The following is a 17,633-nucleotide window of genomic DNA, read 5'->3' on the forward strand; positions in this document are numbered from 1 at the left end:
AGCAAGGCCACCTTCTCGCGCACCAAAACCCGCCTCGAAGACATGGGCCTCATCGACACCGAAAAGGTCCCCATCGACGTCGGCCGCCCCCGCCTCCGGCTCAAACTCGGCGACGACCGCCTCCGGCGGGCCGACGCCGGCGACCTCGCGGGTGTCGCCCAGAGCTTCCTCCAGTGACGGACGCCCGGACCGTCGGGCGACTGCCTCTTTCGCGGGGGAGTGGACGGAGAGGAGAATCGGGCGGAACGGAGAGCGGACGAATACGGAGAACGGAGGGACTGCATTCACCCCCGGACTTCGCTGGGAGGTCGAAAACCGGTCGGCCGCCACTTTTACAGGCGGAGGGGACCGAGTGTCTCAGGGTTATACGGAAATTTTCGATTTCTGTGATGACGAGACGCCGATGGCGTCTCGAACCACTTGACCCGAGGTGAAGGCCGTACGCTCCGCTAAACGTGTTCCGTTCGCTCGATATACCGCTCAATTGTGTCAGTCGAAACATCGCCCGCTGTTCCGACGTAGTACGATTCCTCTCAAAATCCGCCACGCCGCAAGTAGTCCTCCAAGAACGGTTTGTGCTGTTCCCACGTCTCTCACGCCGTGATATTCTTGACCGCTCACACAATCTCGCTCGGCGCGTGCTTCGAATGGGCGGGCAGGAACAAGTGTACGTAGTCAGGTGAGATGTGGAGTGACAGGCTCTGTTGAAACCCTCAGCAGCGGATACAAACAACGTGCCGAATAAAGGGGTTCGGCCTTGTTTAGACGCTCAAACGTTAGCAGTGTAGAGTCGATCGAACTCGTATCGCCGTGCTAGTAGCTCGGGGAAAATACCAAATTTACTAGGAAGTGAAGCGGGACGAGTTCGTTGTGCACACGAAGACCTCCCGCTTCACAGAGAAGGTTGTATCGCTCGCCCAAAAAGCCGTCGTTGGTACGCCAGCTCCGGCCTACCGTCCGGGAGAAGAAGGCTACGCTGACTGGGTGATTCTCGCCGTTCAGGGATTGAAAGAGTATCTCGGCCATCCGTACCGGAAGCTGATGGACGTCCTCCACGAGATGCCGAGAGTGACGGAATCACTCGGCTTGACGCCTGAAACGATCCCACACTGCTCGACGGTGTGTACGCGAAAGCAGGCGATTCCGATGAAGCGGTGGCGAGTGATCCTCGATCAGTCCGTTGAACTGTATGATCTCGGTGATATGCAGGCGATCGACGCAACCGGTGTCGATCGCGTCCAGGCCAGCCAGCACTACGCAAAACGGACGGACTACACGTTCGAGGCGGTGAAGACGACGCTGCTCGTCGATTGTGAAACCAGTGCGATTTTCGATATACACTGTTCAATGAAACAACCGCACGATACGCAAGTCGGCTGGCAGGTGTTAGTGCGGAATCTCGACGATTTGGCGACTGTCGCTGCCGATAAGGGCTACGACTGGGAAGAGCTTCGCACGAGGTTGCGTGCGGAAAGTATCACGCCGCTGATTCCGCGGCGAGATCCTGGGATGTGGGGATGGGCGAGAAATTTGCTCATCAAGGATCGGGCGTATCACCAGCGCTCGAACGCTGAATCGGTGTTTTTCGGGCTCCGACGCAGATACGGCGATACGCTCTGGTCGAGAACCTGGTTCGGGCAATTCCGTGAACTTGTCATGAAATCCGCCGTCCGCAACATCGAACGCGCCATCGAGGACTCACACCCGTGAAATCACGCGTTCAAATAGGGCCCAGAGTATGTATATAGTAGACGGCAACCGTTTGTTTCAGTTTTTCAGTGAGAGATAGACATTAAGTTAGCCTGCAAGTTTAACAGGAGAGCCATCCAATCAAATGGGCGGTCAGCGACCGTTTCGGATTCCCAACAGTCGCCGAAGAAGCTCTAGAAGGTCCTCGAATGACGGTTTGCCACCGTATACCGAGACAGTATCGACACCGGAGTAGCCGTGTTCACCAGACTCGTCGCGTTCCCAGTAGAGCCAGGCAGTGTCATCCCCGCTGTCGAGCCCCGTCTCTCCAACCGGGAAGGACAATGTGAGGACCTCAGTTGTCTGCTTTTGGTCGCCGTGCTCTGTAGTCGTTGTCGTGACCTCACCGTCGTCAACTGGTCGGGCGCCCGCTCCATCGTCGAGTGCGCTTCGAGAGCCGAAGCGATATCTGACATCCCTCTCGGTCGGGTCAAACGTCTCTCGCTCGCCGTCCGAGTTCAAGAACTCTGAAGAGTGGACCATGACCGAAACCTGGCCGTGTTTATTGAGGTCGATAAAGTTGTCTTCGTTTTCGGGCTGGACGTCGATATCCAGCTCGACCGGGAAATGCGCCGCTGCCACACCACTAAGCGCAGGGATAGCAGCCACACTAGCAGCAACACCGGCTGTTCCTTTGAGGAATCGACGGCGGTTGAGCACGTTAAGAACATTCTCTTCTGTATGAACAGGAGTATCTTCTGACATAGTACTAGCAGACACCTAGATGGAACGAGATTAATGATTCTGGTACGATTGACGAACCCACAACAGCATTCGTCCAGCTAGCGAAAAGCTTTGCTTTTCGCGTTGCCAAGGAGTGTCACTCATTGAGCACCTCATGGTCGTCCGAGGCGGTTCACCTGCGCGCGGCGTCCACTCGTCGTATGACCTACCGAACGACCGTCGGCTAGGCGCTCGTCAGTTCGGGAATCGTCACTCTCGCTCTCGCGTTCCTTCCGGGTGACTCCGTGTGGTGGGGAATCAGCCATCTCGTACTGGGGATGATTGGCCTGTTCGTGCGACGGTAGTCGACGCTTCGGTTGGCCGACGCGCCGCCTCAATTCAAGGAGTGACCGACCGCCGCAAGGCGGGAAGGAGCGAGTAGAACGGAGTAGTTTACTCGCGCAACGCTCTCTCGGAATCCCCACACGATTCACGACCAATCCGCTGTTCCACGGGAGCGACGGCCGCACGAGCGAGGGATCAAACTTGGACGGACCGAACGATGAGCCAACAGGAACGACCTGGGTGTATGTCTCAACCATCCGAGTTCGACGTAAGGTATCGGACCGTGGTCCCTAGCCGAGCAAATACCGCAACCAGGGATTGTTCCGCACCAGAGGCGTGTTCTCGAGGTACCGGTCAAGTCCGCCAATTCGGCCGGCGCCGAATGCGACGAGGCCCATAAGCACTGCAATGTAAACGATGTGTTCGTCGACGAAGATAGCGTGTTCGAGCGGTAGACTACTGGCCCAGAACATCACCATCATGAACGCCGCCCAGAACGCGTTCCATCGAACGAACGCGCCCAGGAGGAGGCCGAGGCCGGTAAGCGTAAGACCCCATTGGACCAGCACGTCGACGAGCGGAAGGGTGGCAAAGACAGGCCAGAGTCCGCCGAACGGGTTCGCCTCGGGCACGGCATGCTGAAGGTATCCAGATGCTGTCCAACTTGGATCGAAGAGTTTCGTAATGCCAGAGTAGAAAAACACCCAGCCGAGAACGACACGGAGGGTAAGAACGGCGAGTCGCATGAAGGACATCTTGGACACTCCGGGGAGACCGTATCCGATGTCGGTAGACGATATTTCGTCGGTCATAGCTCCCTACCCCTCAGTGAGACGATAAGTGAGCGTCGTGCCGTCAATGGTTGTGTTCGTCGCCAGTTCGTCGGATGCTGCGTCGGATAGATGGCTCTCATACGTACCTCTTGACTGCCGTAGCTGTGTGCCCCGATCGCCTGAACCGTTCAGTTTGGCGATCGTCAGGTCACAATTGAACTCTCGTTCGTAACTCTATTACTTTCACGGGAAAGACGATTAGACTGAGGTCGGACCCGTGTTGACATGGCGGACGAGTTTCGGTGGGCAAATCGTACTATATTATCGTTTCGCTGGTTGATATAGCGCATTCGAACCGTCTGAAAGAATCGGTCGACTCAAGCGTGACAACAGTTTCTTCTTCGTAAAAGTGTGGTTATGTTATGTAGTATTCGATATACCTTTAACAATTAGTCTTATTTCCTCCGAACGGCAGCCTACAGGCAGATGGACGGAATCGAAGATGACGTTGGATTCCAAAGTGATTCCGACGTTGCAGGACGGCGAGCGGTTCCGGCCCGGTGGGGCATCGGTTCAGGAGAAAACAGCCCGGACCCCTGGGAGGTGCTCGACGCCGTGTCGCGTCGGGCCGACTTTCTCGCTCAGCTAACGATAGAGCCGAAGCACAAACCAGCGCTTCAGTCTGATCTGGGTGTCTCCCGATCGACCGTGTACAAAGCGATCCGGGAGCTCGAGGAGCTTCACCTGGTAGAGCGGACGGACGAGGGGTATCGCCTCAGCCTGATTGGCCGGCTGCTCCTCGAACAGTATGATCAGTTCTGTACGGACGTTGAGAGCATCTGCCGGCCCGCAGGACTTCTCTCGGTGTTGTCATCGGACAGCCGCGTCTCCGTCGATTTGCTTCGGGACGCAAAAATCATCTACGCCGAACGACACGCACCACACCGACCAGTGCGCACGCTCGAACGGATCCTTGACCGGTCGACGATCGTCCATGGAATGTCGCCGGTGGTGTTGCCGAGCTATATCGAGTTATTCCGCGAACAACTCGTCTCTGGCTCTCTTAGCGCGGAGTTAGTACTCGGTCGCCCTGTGGTTCAGTGTTTGCTTTCCGACTATCGTGACGACTTTACAGAAGCGCTTGAAACCGGAAATCTAGTCGTGTGGGAGACGAACGAATGGCTTCCCTTCGGGCTCATCGTCTCTGAGAAGCCGACGAATCAGGTCGCAATGTTTGCCTACGACTACCGCGGTGATTTACGAGGACTCATCTCGAACGACTCGCAGCGCGCCGTCACCTGGGGTCGATCCACCTGGGAGCAGTTCCGGGCGAACTCGACAAGGGTATCCGTTGACCAGGGGGAACATAATGGGTGACGATCCGACGATCCTCATCGTCGAGGACGAGCCGCAACTTGCAGAGATGTATGCTGAGTGGCTGGCGGAGACGTACACAGTCGAGGTCGCGTATAATGGGAGGGAAGCTCTCGACCGACTCAGCGAGAGCGAGGGCACCGATGTCGTACTACTTGACCGGCTGCTGCCCGATGTGCCTGGCGAAAAGGTCCTCCGTCGGATCCGAACGCAGGGTCTCGACTGCCGAGTGGCGGTCGTCACCGCAGTCGAACCTGATATCGACATCATCGAAATGGGATTCGACGATTATCTCGTCAAGCCTGTCTTCGAGGCTGACCTGTATCACGTTGTAGAGACACTGCTTGTAAGGTCGACCGACAACGAGGAACTCCGGGAGTACCATGCACTGACAGGAAAGCGAACCGTTCTAGAGGCCGAACTGCCACGGACGGAGCTCGAATCTAACGAGCAGTATCGGAAACTGTCACAAGACGCCACGGAACTTGAACAGCGCCTCCGCGGAGCACGAGCGGAGCGAGCAATGCAGGAAAGCGCTGACGCGGTGTTTCGGCGACTAGCGCGTCGAATCCGTACTGGAGCCGAGGATGACTACATCGCCGAGTAACTCAATCGACGAGTCGCGCAGCCGTCTCGAACAGACCCTCGGGGCAGGAATGATAAGCGGACTCGGACTGCTTCTAGCCTTAGTCGAGATCTGGCATGCCTTTGAGATGGAGACGACACTTGGCGTCATGCTCGAAGCAGTGCTTCCGCTGCTGCTGGCGATTGCGCTGATCTACGCCGGGTACTGGCTCTCCTGCAGTGGACTCGACAGTACTGGCATCGGACGGATTCTTGGATGGTTCACAGCCGGAACGATAGGAATGCTGCTCGTGACGGCGTGGGTGATCAGTCACCAGTTGATTCGCGGGTTGCCGTTCCCTCATGCAATGTTTGTGGCGATGAACACAGTGACCGTGGGCGGAATCGGCGGTTTTCTCATCGGTGTGTACGATGTCCGGAGTAGACGCCGCGCGGAACGATTGGCACGAGAGCGGCGCAACGTCGCCAGGGAGCGCGAGCGGATAGCGTTCCTGAACCACTTACTCCGACACAACGTCTTGAACGAAATGAACGTCGCCCTAGGTCGAATCGACTCAGTAAGACCCCACGTCCAGCCGGATGGACAGAAACATCTTGAGACTATTAGGATCTGTGGAGAGGACATCGTTACGCTCGTTCAAAAGGTCAAGACATTCACGCGAATCGTCTCTGATGGTTGCGACACGGCATTACGAACCGTCGATCTCTCACGCACCCTCGAACGCGAACTTGAAAAGCTCCGATTGTCCTTCGGTGAGGTAACTGTAGTCGCGGATGTCCCACCAGACGTCCACGTTATCGCCGATGATCTCCTTTCGGAGGTCTTCGAGAATATCCTCTTGAACGCAGTACAGCACAACGACGCCGCCAAACCAGTCGTTCGCATATCCGTCGATGATGCCGCAGACAGAGTCAGGGTAACCATCGCTGACAACGGTCCAGGATTTCCTGAGCAATTAAAAGAACGAGTATTCGTCGTCGAAGGGGCGAACACCTACGCGGCGAGCCACGGTGTTGGGCTCAAAATTGCGAATGCACTTATCGAACGATACAGAGGGGTTATTCGCGTTGAAGATAACAAGCCGACGGGCACTCGAGTTCACATTGAATTCATCAAACCAACAAGTGTTGGTGAAATTGACTCAAGAGCGAAACCTCACTTAGCCTGGGCAGCCACTAGAAGATCGACGAAAGGCGATAGGGATGCGGTTTAAGCCCTATGAGCGGAGACGAAAGCCGATATTCGCGAATGACAAGATGCATCTCGTATGGACGGAGATTTCACCCGTCAGAGCTCCGAGATAGTGGCTATTGTAGCTGCCAGAAGCGCAATTGTAAGACGGGCGCAGATCTCTATGATCGAATTCCACCACTTATATTCCCGTTCTGATGTAAGGACCCTCATTGCGCTCTCATCAGCTTGATATTACAGCCATCAACCGTCTTGTGCGCTGTATTCGTCACAGAGTGGAGACCAGTTGTGATGAATTTACCCCGCGAAGTGAATTCGAAGCATCTATGTAATCGTATATCAAGCGCTATCTCAGCATGCGAGAGAGACACACGCGTAGGTTCGGAATGACTGTCAACCCCCTAACCCAGAGGTCTCACAAAGTGACAGAGGTAGTGCTCTGGGACTCTTCTAGAGTAGCCACACATACTCTAGGGTCTGGAACGTTAGCTGACGCCGGTACGCATGTTACTCTGTCTCTTCCTGGTGACTCTTCGCATCTCTCGACGGAGTCTCTTTTAGGTGCTGATCTCGTGGCCACGCTTCAAGACGGTCGACGATACGCCGGCGAAGTCATCGAGGCGGCATACTGTTCTTCCTCGGGCTCTCTCTGGCTTGACTGCCGTCCGGGAACCGATTTAGAGTAGTTACGAAATCAAGGAGAAAGCCCACGACTTCAGTCGTGGGAGTAGTCACGCCCGCCGTAAACGGCGGGATTCTCGCCTTGCGAAAAGACAGGTTACTAGAGGTCTTCTGAGTAACATTTAATATTTTAGATGACAATAATGATATGGTGATTCTGTAATGGAAACACAAACATCAGAGAGGATGTACACTCAGTGGAGCCCAGTATTCATGCGATTAGGGTTAGGTATCATTTTCATTGTTGCGGGAGCAGGCAAGGTTTTCGGTATTGGACCGAAATCGACCGGAGGTATTAGTGGATTCGCTGGCTTCCTCGCACAGCTTGGTGTACCTGCGCCAGAGCTCTTCGCTTGGATAGTTGCACTGGTTGAGCTAGTTGGAGGGTTATTCATTCTCGCGGGGCTCTTCACTCGGTACATGGCCGCTCTCGTTGCAACTGACATGGCAGTGGCAATCTGGCTTGTACACATCCCGAATGGGTTCGCTGTTGATAATGGCGGCTACGAATTTCCCCTCGCGCTTCTCCTGCTCGCGATCGCTTTAATTCTTAGTGGACCAGGAGCTCTCTCGCTCGAACGTGCCATCTTCGGCCACGAACTACTTCCCAAAACCCGCCGCCGGGCTCATGAGGAGTACACTAAAGCATAGACAAAGTACTTTTTAAATCGAACAATGATTTTAATTATTACTAGTGTGGTAAGATATAAATGATAAACAATCATGTTAAAATGGGAACAAGCTTATCCAAAGGACCTGGCTCATCACTGAATAGAGCACTATGCCGGAGGAGAACGATCAAGCTAGTCCGTCTGAGCTACTTACTGTTGTTATGCAGCGAGCAGAGTTCGTCGAATGCTTATTGGCGGGTCCAAAGTTCCAACCGGAACTTAAAGAGGAACTGCAAGTGTCTCGCTCAACAACTTATAAAGCAACTCGAGAACTACTTTCTCACCGTCTCATTATGCAGGCTGATAACGGATATAGGCCAACGATTCTTGGACGCCTGATTTTTGAAGAGTACCAGCGGTTGTTGGCAAATATTGAACGTATTAGTTCCCCAGCACGACTTCTCTGGCCAATTTCGGCAAATTTAGATATGACCATCGCTGCATTAACTGACAGTCAAGTCATTCTCCCTGAACATCATCATCCGAACCGACCGATACATGAAGTTGAGAAGTTAATCCGGGAAGCTTCACATTTAAAGGGAATTGCACCTGTTGTACGACCTCAATATGTTACGTTATTCAATAACCAATTCAAGATGGAAAAGTTAACAGCTGAACTCGTGACTGAGACACCTGTTCTGAATTATCTAACAGAGAATTATGCGACGCAATTTTGTGAACCACTTCACTCAGGGGCTCTAACAGTGTGGGAAATGGGTGAGCCGCTCCCATTTGGGCTGCTCTTAGTTGAGAGGCCGACTGAGCAAATGGGGCTTGTTGTGTATGAGCCTGATGGTGGAATTCGAGGACTAGTCGTCACAGGGTCCACAGATGCAGTCGAATGGGCACAGCACACTTGGCAGCAATATCAATCTCAAACAAGACGTGTCGAACCAACGTCTTTGTGTGGGGATAGCTAGTATTTCAGTTTAAGTGTTACGATCTGAACGACTCCCCAGTTCGTTAACCTGCCGAAACCAGGAGGAGGTAGCTTCTTTAAATATGCCATATTCTCTTCGCCAACCGTATACATAATGAATTAAATATGCTTAATAAATTAATAACAGAGACTATATATTTTCAATATCGATTAGTTACAGTTCTTTTCAGTTAGTGTCACTTCTAATAGTACTCTCAGCAGCGTTTCTCCAACCAAAAAAGATCACTGAAGCCGTGGCCGAAAACCAAAAGAGAACAGGCCAGGTCGGAGGACGGTTAGCGGACCTTGGTGGGACACCCCTTGACGGTAAGCCGGGTCCGCTCACCGAGCGTTACGGTCAGGTCTCCCGGTCCCTCGCCGGAGGCTCCGCTCATCGAGACATCGAACGCGACCATCCGTTCGTCACGCTTGCCACCGCCCGAGACGGCGACGCGCGCCTTCTCGGCCTTACGGAGTTTGTCCAAGTCGAGGTCGCAGAACACCTCGCGCGCGGCCTCGCAGTTTTCGAGTTCGAGCTCCCCGCCGGACAGTAGCGTGAGGAGCGAATCGACCGTGTCGACGCCGTGCTTCCCGTCGACGTGGACGTCGAGGTGGAGACAGTGACAGTCGACGTGGCCGACCATGCGGACATCGGCGTCCGAGAGGTCGCAGATCTCGTTTTTCTTCACCGGGCCGAGGAACACGTAAAGCGCGCTCGCCCCGCAGGGGCCGTGGACGCTGTCGGGCACGGCGATGACCACGTCCTCCTTTCCGTCGCCGGTGACGTCGCCGCACGCGGTGACCCAGCCGCGGCGATCCTTCGGGCGGATCTTGCGCTTGCGCGCCACCTCGGGGAGCGGCTGGACGGGTTCCTGGAAGTCGTCGGGACCGTCCCCGACGCGGAAGATGCCCCACATGCCGGATTCGAGCCGGCGGCGCTCTTTCAGCTCCTGGTAGATGTGGTCGCCGACGCTGTCGGCCCGTCCGCCCGCACCGCCGAGGAGGTTGAACCCGAGCCCCTGTCCGGGCGTCAGACGGTCGTCGACGCCGACGTCGTCGGACTCGGGGAGGCCGCGGAAGAAATTCCACTGGTGGGCCGCGACGTGGTAGCTGAGCCCCCGCGCCCTGTCGGCGGTCATGTGGACCCGCAGCTGAACCGGGTCGTCCAAGAACGCGTTCAAGACCGGCGTGTTCGGATCGCCGTGGACCTTTGAACTATAGACCAGGTGCTGCTCCGGGTTCTCGTCGAACCGGCGGATGAACGGTTCCGAGCGGTAGTTAATCGCCCCGTACCCCTGATCTTCGGCGCCGACGTTCTGGTTGCACGGCGCGTCGGGATCACCCTCTTCCTCGTCGAACCCGGCCGGGACGACGCACGTGTCCGTGTTCGGGTTGACGATGTACTGCCCGTCGGCGAACGCGAGCGCGAACTCGCGGAAGTCCGGGCCGTCCGGGTTCTTGATGATCGCCTGAGAGCTGGTAGTGGTCGGCTCTCCTGTCCGGGAGTCGAGCCAAACAGTTCCTGGGGGTTCAACGATAAGGCGACCATACGCACCATGGTGGCGATGGCTCCGGATATCGGCCATGTCGTACAGTACACTCGTCTGATCGTCCTCTTCGGCAAACCAGCGGTAGGTAATCGTCTCGCCAGGCTCGACTGTCTGGTCCCAATTGAAGCCGACGGTCGCCCCGTCGGAGGCATTCACGTCAAAGCGAATGTGCACAGGGTGCAGCGAGATCCGGTTGGACTCCTCCCAGGGCTTGTTCGTCCGCATTTGCGGGTGAGCGTGTTCGGGACGATCCTCCGGAAGTTCGTTCGTGAGGTTGATCTCGATGCAGTCACCACCGTGCGCGCGGATCAATAGCGGCTCCGGTTCGCAGCGGCCGGCTTTGATGTCCTCAACGTTTTCATCGAGTGCATAGACAACCCCGAGCGGGTCCTGATCGCCGTAGTCGTTGTACGGGATCGTCGTCTCGAAGGCCGTGATGTTGTACACCCGATCGGGTTCCTGGTCGCTGTCCGGACACGGATCGCCGGGCGACGGCGCCTTCGGCGGGGGACTTCCCGTAATCGAGGGATTCTTGCGGGCATCCTTGTCCGGTGGGAAGCGGCGGTCGTCGTCCTCGTCGTAGAGGAGGCGAGCTTTCTGGCCGATCTTCCCGCGGTCGTCGAACGCCGCCGGAATCCCCGCATCCTTCAGCTGCTTCCGGGTGATCTTCTCGTCCGGTGCCTGCTGGTCGGGGAGCGGTTGCAGGTGGTCGACCTGTTTGCCGTAGATGCGGATAAGCCCCCACATCCCGTCCCAGAGGTCATCCGTGATTCCAGAGCCGTAAAGGTAATCACGGATGGGAAGCCCATCGGGATTGTCGATGCGTTCGAAGTTCCCCTGTCCGGGGGTGCCGGTCGTGCGTTGATTCGGCGGAGCTCCGGTTGGGACCGTATTTTGGTTCTGTTCCCGAGCTCGGAACGTGAACGCCTCAGAGGTACCGAATTGTTGGGTGATAGCATCTTCCGAATCCAACTGAGTGGAATTGAAGTGCATCCCATGGATTTGGAAGTTGTGCTGCTCCTCGTAGGCGGTCTGGACGAGCCGGATGCGGATAGGATCCTCGGGATAGGCTTCGAACACCGGCGTCGACGGGTCGCCGTGGACGTGGGAACTGTGGACGTACGCCGGATCCGGGTCCTCGCGGATGTAGTAAGGCGTGTTGCGGTAGTTGATCGCCATCACGCCCTCGTTCACGTTGTGCTCGAAGTCCGGGTTCACGAACTCGCCGTCGCGGTCGACCAACGGGGCGAAGTCGTGGAACAGGAGCGCCTGCTCGCGGAAGTCCTCGCCGTTGGGATCCTTGATCATGGCCTGCGTCCCGCTGCGGATCGGATCGCCTGTGTACGGGTCGAGCCACTCGGAGTCCTCCGGTTCGACGATGAGCGAACAGAACGTCCCGTTCATCACGTCGTCGATGCCGGTGATGTGGTCGTGGAAGAAGATCGTCCCCTCCTCGTCGGCGTACCAGCGGAACTGGGCCTCGTCGTCGGGCTCGGCGTACTGGCTGTAGTTATACCCGGTTTGTAACGAGTCCGATCCGAGCACGTCGTAGGAGACGAAGTGGATGTGGTTCGACTTGCCGTCCCCGCCGGGGATCTCGTTTTTGAGCGTGATGTCGACGCAGTCGTTGACGTTGGCGCGGATCACCAGCGGTTCGGGGTTCATCTCGCCATTCCGCACGGCCTCGGCGTCCTCTTCGAGGACGTACACCTTGCCCTCGGGGTCGTGGTGGCCCGCGTCGTTGTACACGATGTCCGCCGGAAGCCCGACGATCGTGTACTCGCGGACCTCCCCGTCCTCGGGAGCCGGGCCGCCGAACTGCGTGTTGTCGACGTCCGGTTCGCACGGGTCGGTGTACGGCGCGCCGGGGACGATAGGCCCCTTCCGCGTCAGCGCCTGCTCCTCTTCGGGCGTCGGCTCGCGGACGCCCTCGTAAGGCGGGAACGGCGGGAGGACGCCGATTTCGCCCGGAATAAACTCGGGGAAGCCGGGCACGTCCGAGTCCTCGGAGATCGGCGGCTCGTTGCTCGGGAGCTCGACGAGATCGTCGCGCTCCTTGTCGTGGACGCGCATCATCCCCCACATCCCTTCGCCGTAGTGCGGGAAGAGGTGGCAGTGGAAGAGCATATCTCCGGCGCTGCCGTGCGCACCGCCGGCGCCGACTTCGAACGCCTCCTCGAACGTCATGTCCGGCCTGGCCGAACCCGATCCGTTCGCGGCGACGATGAACGCCTCGATGGTCGACCCCATGCCGATCGTCTGGGAGTCGATCGTGTCCGAATCTTCGACCCGCCGCTCTTCGAACCACCGGTGGTTGTGCAGGTGGTGGACGTGATTCTCCTCGGCGGAGGCGCCGACGACGGCGAACTTCACGGGGTCGCCGACGTAGGCCTCGTAGACGTTGTCGCCGCCGCCGGGATCGCCGTGAGCCCACGAGTTGTAGAAGCTCGCCTCCCGATCGCAGTCGGGGCAGTCCTCGCGGAGGCGCTGGCCCGTCGGGTCCGCGCGGTAGTTGATCGCGTGCGTCGTCTGCTCTTCGTCGCTGTTCGGGAACGTGACCTGTCCGCCGTCGGCCGTTTCGATCCCCTCCGGCGTGTGGTAGAAGACGACGACCTCGCGGTAGTCAGGGATATTCGGCGGGTGGATGTCCGCCTGGAGGCCGCTGCGGAGCGGTTCGCCCGTGTGCGGATCCGTGTAGGTGGTCCCCGGCGGATGCACCGTGATCGCGCCGAACAGCCCGCGGGTGAACAGATTCGCCTCTTCGGGCGGTTCGTCGGCGCTGTCGTACGCCTGGTTCGCGCCGTCGAAGAAGAAGTGCGTCCCCTGGCTGTCCGCCTGCCACGTGTAGTGGATGGTCTCGCCGGGGGCCGCCGTCGTGTCCGGGTTGAACCCGACGGCCATCCCGTCCGAGTCTTCGACCTGGTAGGGCAACGCCGTGTTGTGGATGGACGCGTGACGGTCGAGGTGGTTCTTGAAGCAGATCTTGACGGTGTCGCCCTCGTTGGCGCGGATGACCAGCGGCTCGATGATCCGCGTGTCGACGTCCTCGTCGGGGCAGTCGTCCTCGCCGCTCGATTTGTCGTCGTGCTTGACGTCGCACCCGCACGCGCCGTCATTCTTCTTCTGTTCGCCACCGTCAGCCGCGCCTTCGTCGCCGTCGTTCCCGTCTTCGACGAGCGCGTACGCGTCGTCCGGGACGACGCCGGAGGCGCGGCGCGCCTCTTCGAGGTTCTCCTCGAGGACGTACATCGCTCCCGGAGGCTGATGCAGCCCGTACTTGTTGTAGACGATGTCGACCGGGATGGCGTGGATCGTGAACTCCCGGACTTCGCCGGTCTGCTGGTCCTGTCGAGCGCGGTCCGTCACTCCGGTGGCATCCTCGGGAAGCGCACCGTGGCCGCCGTAAAGCATCGCGGACGATGCCAGTAGCCCGCTCCCTTTGAGGAAGTTCCGACGTGACGTGACCGGAGTCGGTTCGTTCGTGCGTTCGGTATCGGCTGTGTCGGTTTCAGTTGTCATTGTTTGATTGCGTTGTGATGAGCTGTCTCTCAGCTCCGAATTAGGAGATTCAGTTGCTGTCTATGGGATCACAATTAACGAACGAACCTTGTGTCACTTTGTAAATTCGTGGATACAGGTCGAAAGCCGATTCCTACTATTCACAGGCTCAGATGGGTGAATAACACGTAATAAAGAATGTAATTTGTATTGATAATATTCCGCCACGATACTATTGGAGATGATGTTGAATATTGATAAAATTGAGGAGAAAATATATCAGCTGGGCACGCCGCTGAGTGGCGTCAGGTTTGATCAATTGCTCAGACTCCGACGAATGCGCGTTTCAGAGGTTCCTGTCGATGCGTACTAACCGAGGTAATGGTCAGAGCGAATGGTTGTGATCATCAGCCCCAGAAGTCCCTCGAACAGGAAAAGCGGTGAATTCGTTGATCCATCGTATTTACGCTGCTCCATTTAGGCCGGAAAGATAGTAGTAAAACAGAGTGTGGGAGCGCGTTGTTACTCTATTTGTAACCGTATGCAGCCCGAACGTTCTCCAATCGGATTGAAATTCAAGTGGTCCGTAATAGCACGGTAGAGGACACATAATCAACGCAGATAGTCGTATACGCGCGTCTGTTCTCCGTGCCGCCGCTTGCTTTCTTCCTCTTGAAGACAGTATTTTTATGAGAAACATGCAGAAGTCGAGTACAGACATTTTTCGAAGTAATCAAAGAATAACAATAGCACATCAATACGTGATCAACAGGTGCGACAATGAGTCAAACAGAAGCGAAACTCGGGACGGTCGAACTCTCTTCGCGGATGATCGCGCGCATCGAAGCCCGGCTCCCACGGAGCGAATTCAGTTCGGTGGACGAGTACGTCACCTTCGTCTTGGAGGAGGTCCTCTCGCGCGTGGAGGACGCGACGGAAGAGGAGAATTTCGAGGCGGTCAGCCAAACTGACGTCGAAGAGAGGCTCAGATCGCTCGGCTACGTACCGGAGTGAGCTGCCCCCGCCGATCTACGGCAGTTGCTCATGGTTTGAAACCGGCTCTCTCTAGTTCTACTGCACCTTTCGAGACGCCTCAGCGTCCGCAGCGAGCACACGCTCCGCGGGCGGCAATTTCAGAGCGGAAACACCCCGACGTCACTGATAGTCGGGGTGCTACGTTCTCTTGCGCCAGTGAGTAAACAAAGCAGCGCGGAGAGGGGAACAGCGTTCACAAGAGCCTCGCGCTTCAGCTGTCGACCGGAAACGCGACGCGTTTTGAGGGAGTCCGAATTGGATCACTGCCTCTCGTCTCCCTGCCGCTCCACCGTATACGGCTGGAGAATGAAACGTATCGCTGGAGAAGGAAGCGTATCGTCGTCGAATTCAGTCACTGCCCGTTCGTCGTCCTCGCTTCACCAGCAATGGAACGATGGGTGTGTCCATTCCGACGTATTTACGACTCACACGACACTCAAGTTGGCTGGAGTAAAACTCGGCCAAATCCAGTTATGCAGCAAGTAACAACAATGAAGCGCACAGTCTTTCATCTCCTTCATTTCGTCCTGAATAGATCTCCGGTGAGAAGCCGAATCAACGAAATCGATTTTAATTCACTCCCGACGTGCCCGAGATCGCTAGACAACCGCCCGATTTGCCGACTTCCCGTGACCGCCTTCTTCAGAAGAGCCGCGGATATTGGCGTCGGTAGATGGGTTTAGAGGCTCGAGCGAAGAGATAGATGACGTTACTTTCAGAGCGGTCCGATTTTCGCACTTCCTTATATCATATTCATAGGTAGTTCGAGAAAGTCATCTAGTAGATTATTATCACGATCGTCGAAATTCTCCGTTCCGCGTTTTTCGTTCGTTTAAGACCGTAAGAAGTAGGAATAGATATTCAACACGTATCTGCGAATTTACAAAGTAACACAGGGTTCGTTTGTTAATTGTGCTATCAATGATAGCAACCAAAACCCGGATTCGGAGCAAAGACGCAGCGTCGCCGCAATCTCGAACGATGACGATCGAAACAGATACAGCCTCAGATCAGACACGCGAACCGCCGGCACGGACGACACGTCGAGACTTCCTTAGAGAAAGTGGGTTACTGACACCGCTTACGATGCTCGGTAGCGACCACGACGCGCTTTCTGGAACTAAAACCGCGGTAACGGACCGCGATCACGAGGAACAGTTCGGGTGATAAGTGATGAGTAACGTACTCGTCCTCGACGCACAGGGTCCCGCAGCGTTGTCCGTCATCCGCTCACTCGGTGAGAAGGAGATCTCGATCACTGCCGGGAGCAGCTCACGGTACAGTCTCGGCGCACTTTCACGCTTCGCTCCCGATCGATACGTCCATCCGGATCCACGCGACGGATGTGAGGCGTTCATCGAACACCTCCGGGAGTATTTAGCCGCGAACGATTTCGCTGCCGTCTTGCCGGTCTCCGATCAAACTACGCTGCTGTGCGCAAGACACAAGCACGAACTGGAGCAAACTGGAACTCGCGTTGCCGCCGAAGACTGGGGTCGGTTCCGGCGGATGTTCGATAAGGGCCGGTTTTTCGACCTCGTGGCCGACCTGGACGTTCCCGCGCCCGAAACCCACCAGCCGAGGTCCCTCGCGGACGTCGCGAACCTTGCGCCAGAGCTGTCGTACCCGGTCGTCGTAAAATACCGGAGCAAAACCGCACTGGACCGCGACACCTACTACATGGATAGTATGAGCGACGAGAATTACGTCCACTCGGAGCGTGAACTTCTCGAACGCTACGAGGAGTTGCTTGCCCAACGCGAGCATCTCGTGCGACATCCGCCGCTCATTCAGGAGTACGTGCCGGGAACGACGACATCGACGGTCGTTCTCGCAGACGACGGCGATATTTCCGCGCATTTTCAACAGAGACGAGTGCGGACCTACCCGACGTCCGGCGGGAACTCCGCGTTACTGGCAGCTGTTCGTGAGCCGAAAATGCTCGCGTATGCCGAGCGCGTCATCGACGCCCTCGAATGGACAGGCCCGGCGATGGTCGAGTTCATGCAGCACGGTGACGAGTTCTACGTGATAGAGATGAACGGGCGATACTGGGGGTCCGTTCCGTTCGCCGTCCAGTGCGGCGTCGATTTCCCTTGGCTTCACTATCAGCAGTTGAGGGGGAAGGAGCCGCAGCGGATATCAGAATACAGGACAGACATCAGGATGCAACGTCTGCTGTACGAGGAGCTGAAGTGGCTCAGAGAAAACGTTGCGAACGGAAACGTGACTGCGATCGGATCGTTCATCTCCGCTCTCTTCCGGGCCAAGCACAGTATTCTTTCCTGGGACGACCCGCTCCCCGCATTCAGCGCGGTAGGTTGGACAGGGGTCCTCGGCGCCCGCACGCTCGTCGATCAATTCATGGCCGAGGATAGGGCTCGGACTACCGACGTCCAGCCCGATCCGACGACCACGATGTCCGTCGGTTCGACGTCCGAATCGAAGATCGACGGGTGGCTCGAAGCCGAGCGAGAGTACGACCGGGTGACGGACGCAGCCGAGAAAGTGGCCGCCACGATGAGTGTGTGAACGTCCGTTATCGTCGGCTTTCTTCTCCGTCGCGCCTCCCCTCGCGGAGGCGCGGACTGCCGCGGA

General features: G+C 56.9%; 11 protein-coding genes and 2 pseudogenes. 9 read left to right on the forward strand and 4 right to left on the reverse strand.

Going from position 1 to position 17,633, the window contains the following annotated elements:
* A pseudogene (locus tag CNO20_RS23610) lies at positions 1-177 on the forward strand (transcriptional regulator TbsP domain-containing protein); the annotation flags it as partial.
* Between the two features lie 272 nt (positions 178-449).
* Here the strand turns inward: CNO20_RS23610 and tnpA are convergent.
* A pseudogene (gene tnpA, locus CNO20_RS22325) lies at positions 450-698 on the reverse strand (IS200/IS605 family transposase); the annotation flags it as partial.
* 151 nt (positions 699-849) lie between these two features.
* On the opposite strand from tnpA, the gene CNO20_RS22330 reads away from it, so the two are divergent.
* The gene (locus CNO20_RS22330; protein WP_101298416.1) at positions 850-1,710 is read left to right on the forward strand and encodes an IS5 family transposase; all 861 of its coding nucleotides are present in this window, start codon (positions 850-852) and stop codon (positions 1,708-1,710) included.
* A gap of 132 nt (positions 1,711-1,842) precedes the next feature.
* On the opposite strand, the gene CNO20_RS22335 is transcribed toward CNO20_RS22330, so the two are convergent.
* Together CNO20_RS22335 and CNO20_RS22340 are read right to left on the reverse strand one after the other, a co-directional pair.
* A complete protein-coding gene (locus tag CNO20_RS22335; protein ID WP_143423336.1) occupies positions 1,843-2,454 on the reverse strand; it encodes a twin-arginine translocation signal domain-containing protein in 612 nt (203 codons plus the stop codon).
* Positions 2,455-3,047: 593 nt separating this feature from the next.
* A complete protein-coding gene (locus CNO20_RS22340) occupies positions 3,048-3,569 on the reverse strand; it encodes a DoxX family membrane protein (protein ID WP_233204295.1) in 522 nt (173 codons plus the stop codon).
* A gap of 447 nt (positions 3,570-4,016) precedes the next feature.
* Here CNO20_RS22340 and CNO20_RS22345 point away from each other — a divergent pair, with 447 nt between their 5' ends.
* From CNO20_RS22345 to CNO20_RS22830, 5 genes are all read left to right on the forward strand, one after another.
* On the forward strand, positions 4,017-4,907 hold the full coding sequence (locus CNO20_RS22345; RefSeq protein WP_233204296.1) for a helix-turn-helix transcriptional regulator: 891 nt from the start codon (positions 4,017-4,019) through the stop codon (positions 4,905-4,907).
* The gene (locus CNO20_RS22350; RefSeq protein ID WP_101298417.1) at positions 4,900-5,511 is read left to right on the forward strand and encodes a response regulator; all 612 of its coding nucleotides are present in this window, start codon (positions 4,900-4,902) and stop codon (positions 5,509-5,511) included. The genes CNO20_RS22345 and CNO20_RS22350 overlap by 8 nt, the downstream gene beginning before the upstream one ends.
* 49 nt (positions 5,512-5,560) lie before the next feature.
* Positions 5,561-6,703 (forward strand): ATP-binding protein, encoded by a 1,143-nt coding sequence (locus CNO20_RS22355; protein WP_233204297.1) that lies wholly within the window; start codon positions 5,561-5,563, stop codon positions 6,701-6,703.
* Between the two features lie 821 nt (positions 6,704-7,524).
* The gene (locus tag CNO20_RS22360) at positions 7,525-8,013 is read left to right on the forward strand and encodes a DoxX family protein (RefSeq protein ID WP_101298419.1); all 489 of its coding nucleotides are present in this window, start codon (positions 7,525-7,527) and stop codon (positions 8,011-8,013) included.
* Positions 8,014-8,143: 130 nt separating this feature from the next.
* Positions 8,144-8,953: a helix-turn-helix transcriptional regulator gene (locus CNO20_RS22830; protein WP_449405055.1), complete on the forward strand. Its 810-nt coding sequence runs from the start codon at positions 8,144-8,146 to the stop codon at positions 8,951-8,953.
* Between the two features lie 295 nt (positions 8,954-9,248).
* Here the strand turns inward: CNO20_RS22830 and CNO20_RS22365 are convergent, their stop codons facing one another.
* A complete protein-coding gene (locus tag CNO20_RS22365) occupies positions 9,249-13,868 on the reverse strand; it encodes a multicopper oxidase domain-containing protein (RefSeq protein WP_143423338.1) in 4,620 nt (1,539 codons plus the stop codon).
* A gap of 912 nt (positions 13,869-14,780) precedes the next feature.
* Between CNO20_RS22365 and CNO20_RS22370 the strand changes: the two genes are divergently transcribed.
* Positions 14,781-15,014 (forward strand): hypothetical protein, encoded by a 234-nt coding sequence (locus CNO20_RS22370; RefSeq protein ID WP_233204298.1) that lies wholly within the window; start codon positions 14,781-14,783, stop codon positions 15,012-15,014.
* Between the two features lie 1,194 nt (positions 15,015-16,208).
* Complete coding sequence (locus CNO20_RS22375) at positions 16,209-17,567, forward strand: carboxylate--amine ligase (protein ID WP_101298421.1); 1,359 nt, start codon at positions 16,209-16,211, stop codon at positions 17,565-17,567.
* The last annotated feature ends 66 nt before the right edge of the window (positions 17,568-17,633 follow it).

It is taken from the genome of Halegenticoccus soli (assembly GCF_002844195.1).
In the GTDB taxonomy this organism is placed as follows: domain Archaea; phylum Halobacteriota; class Halobacteria; order Halobacteriales; family Haloferacaceae; genus Halegenticoccus; species Halegenticoccus soli.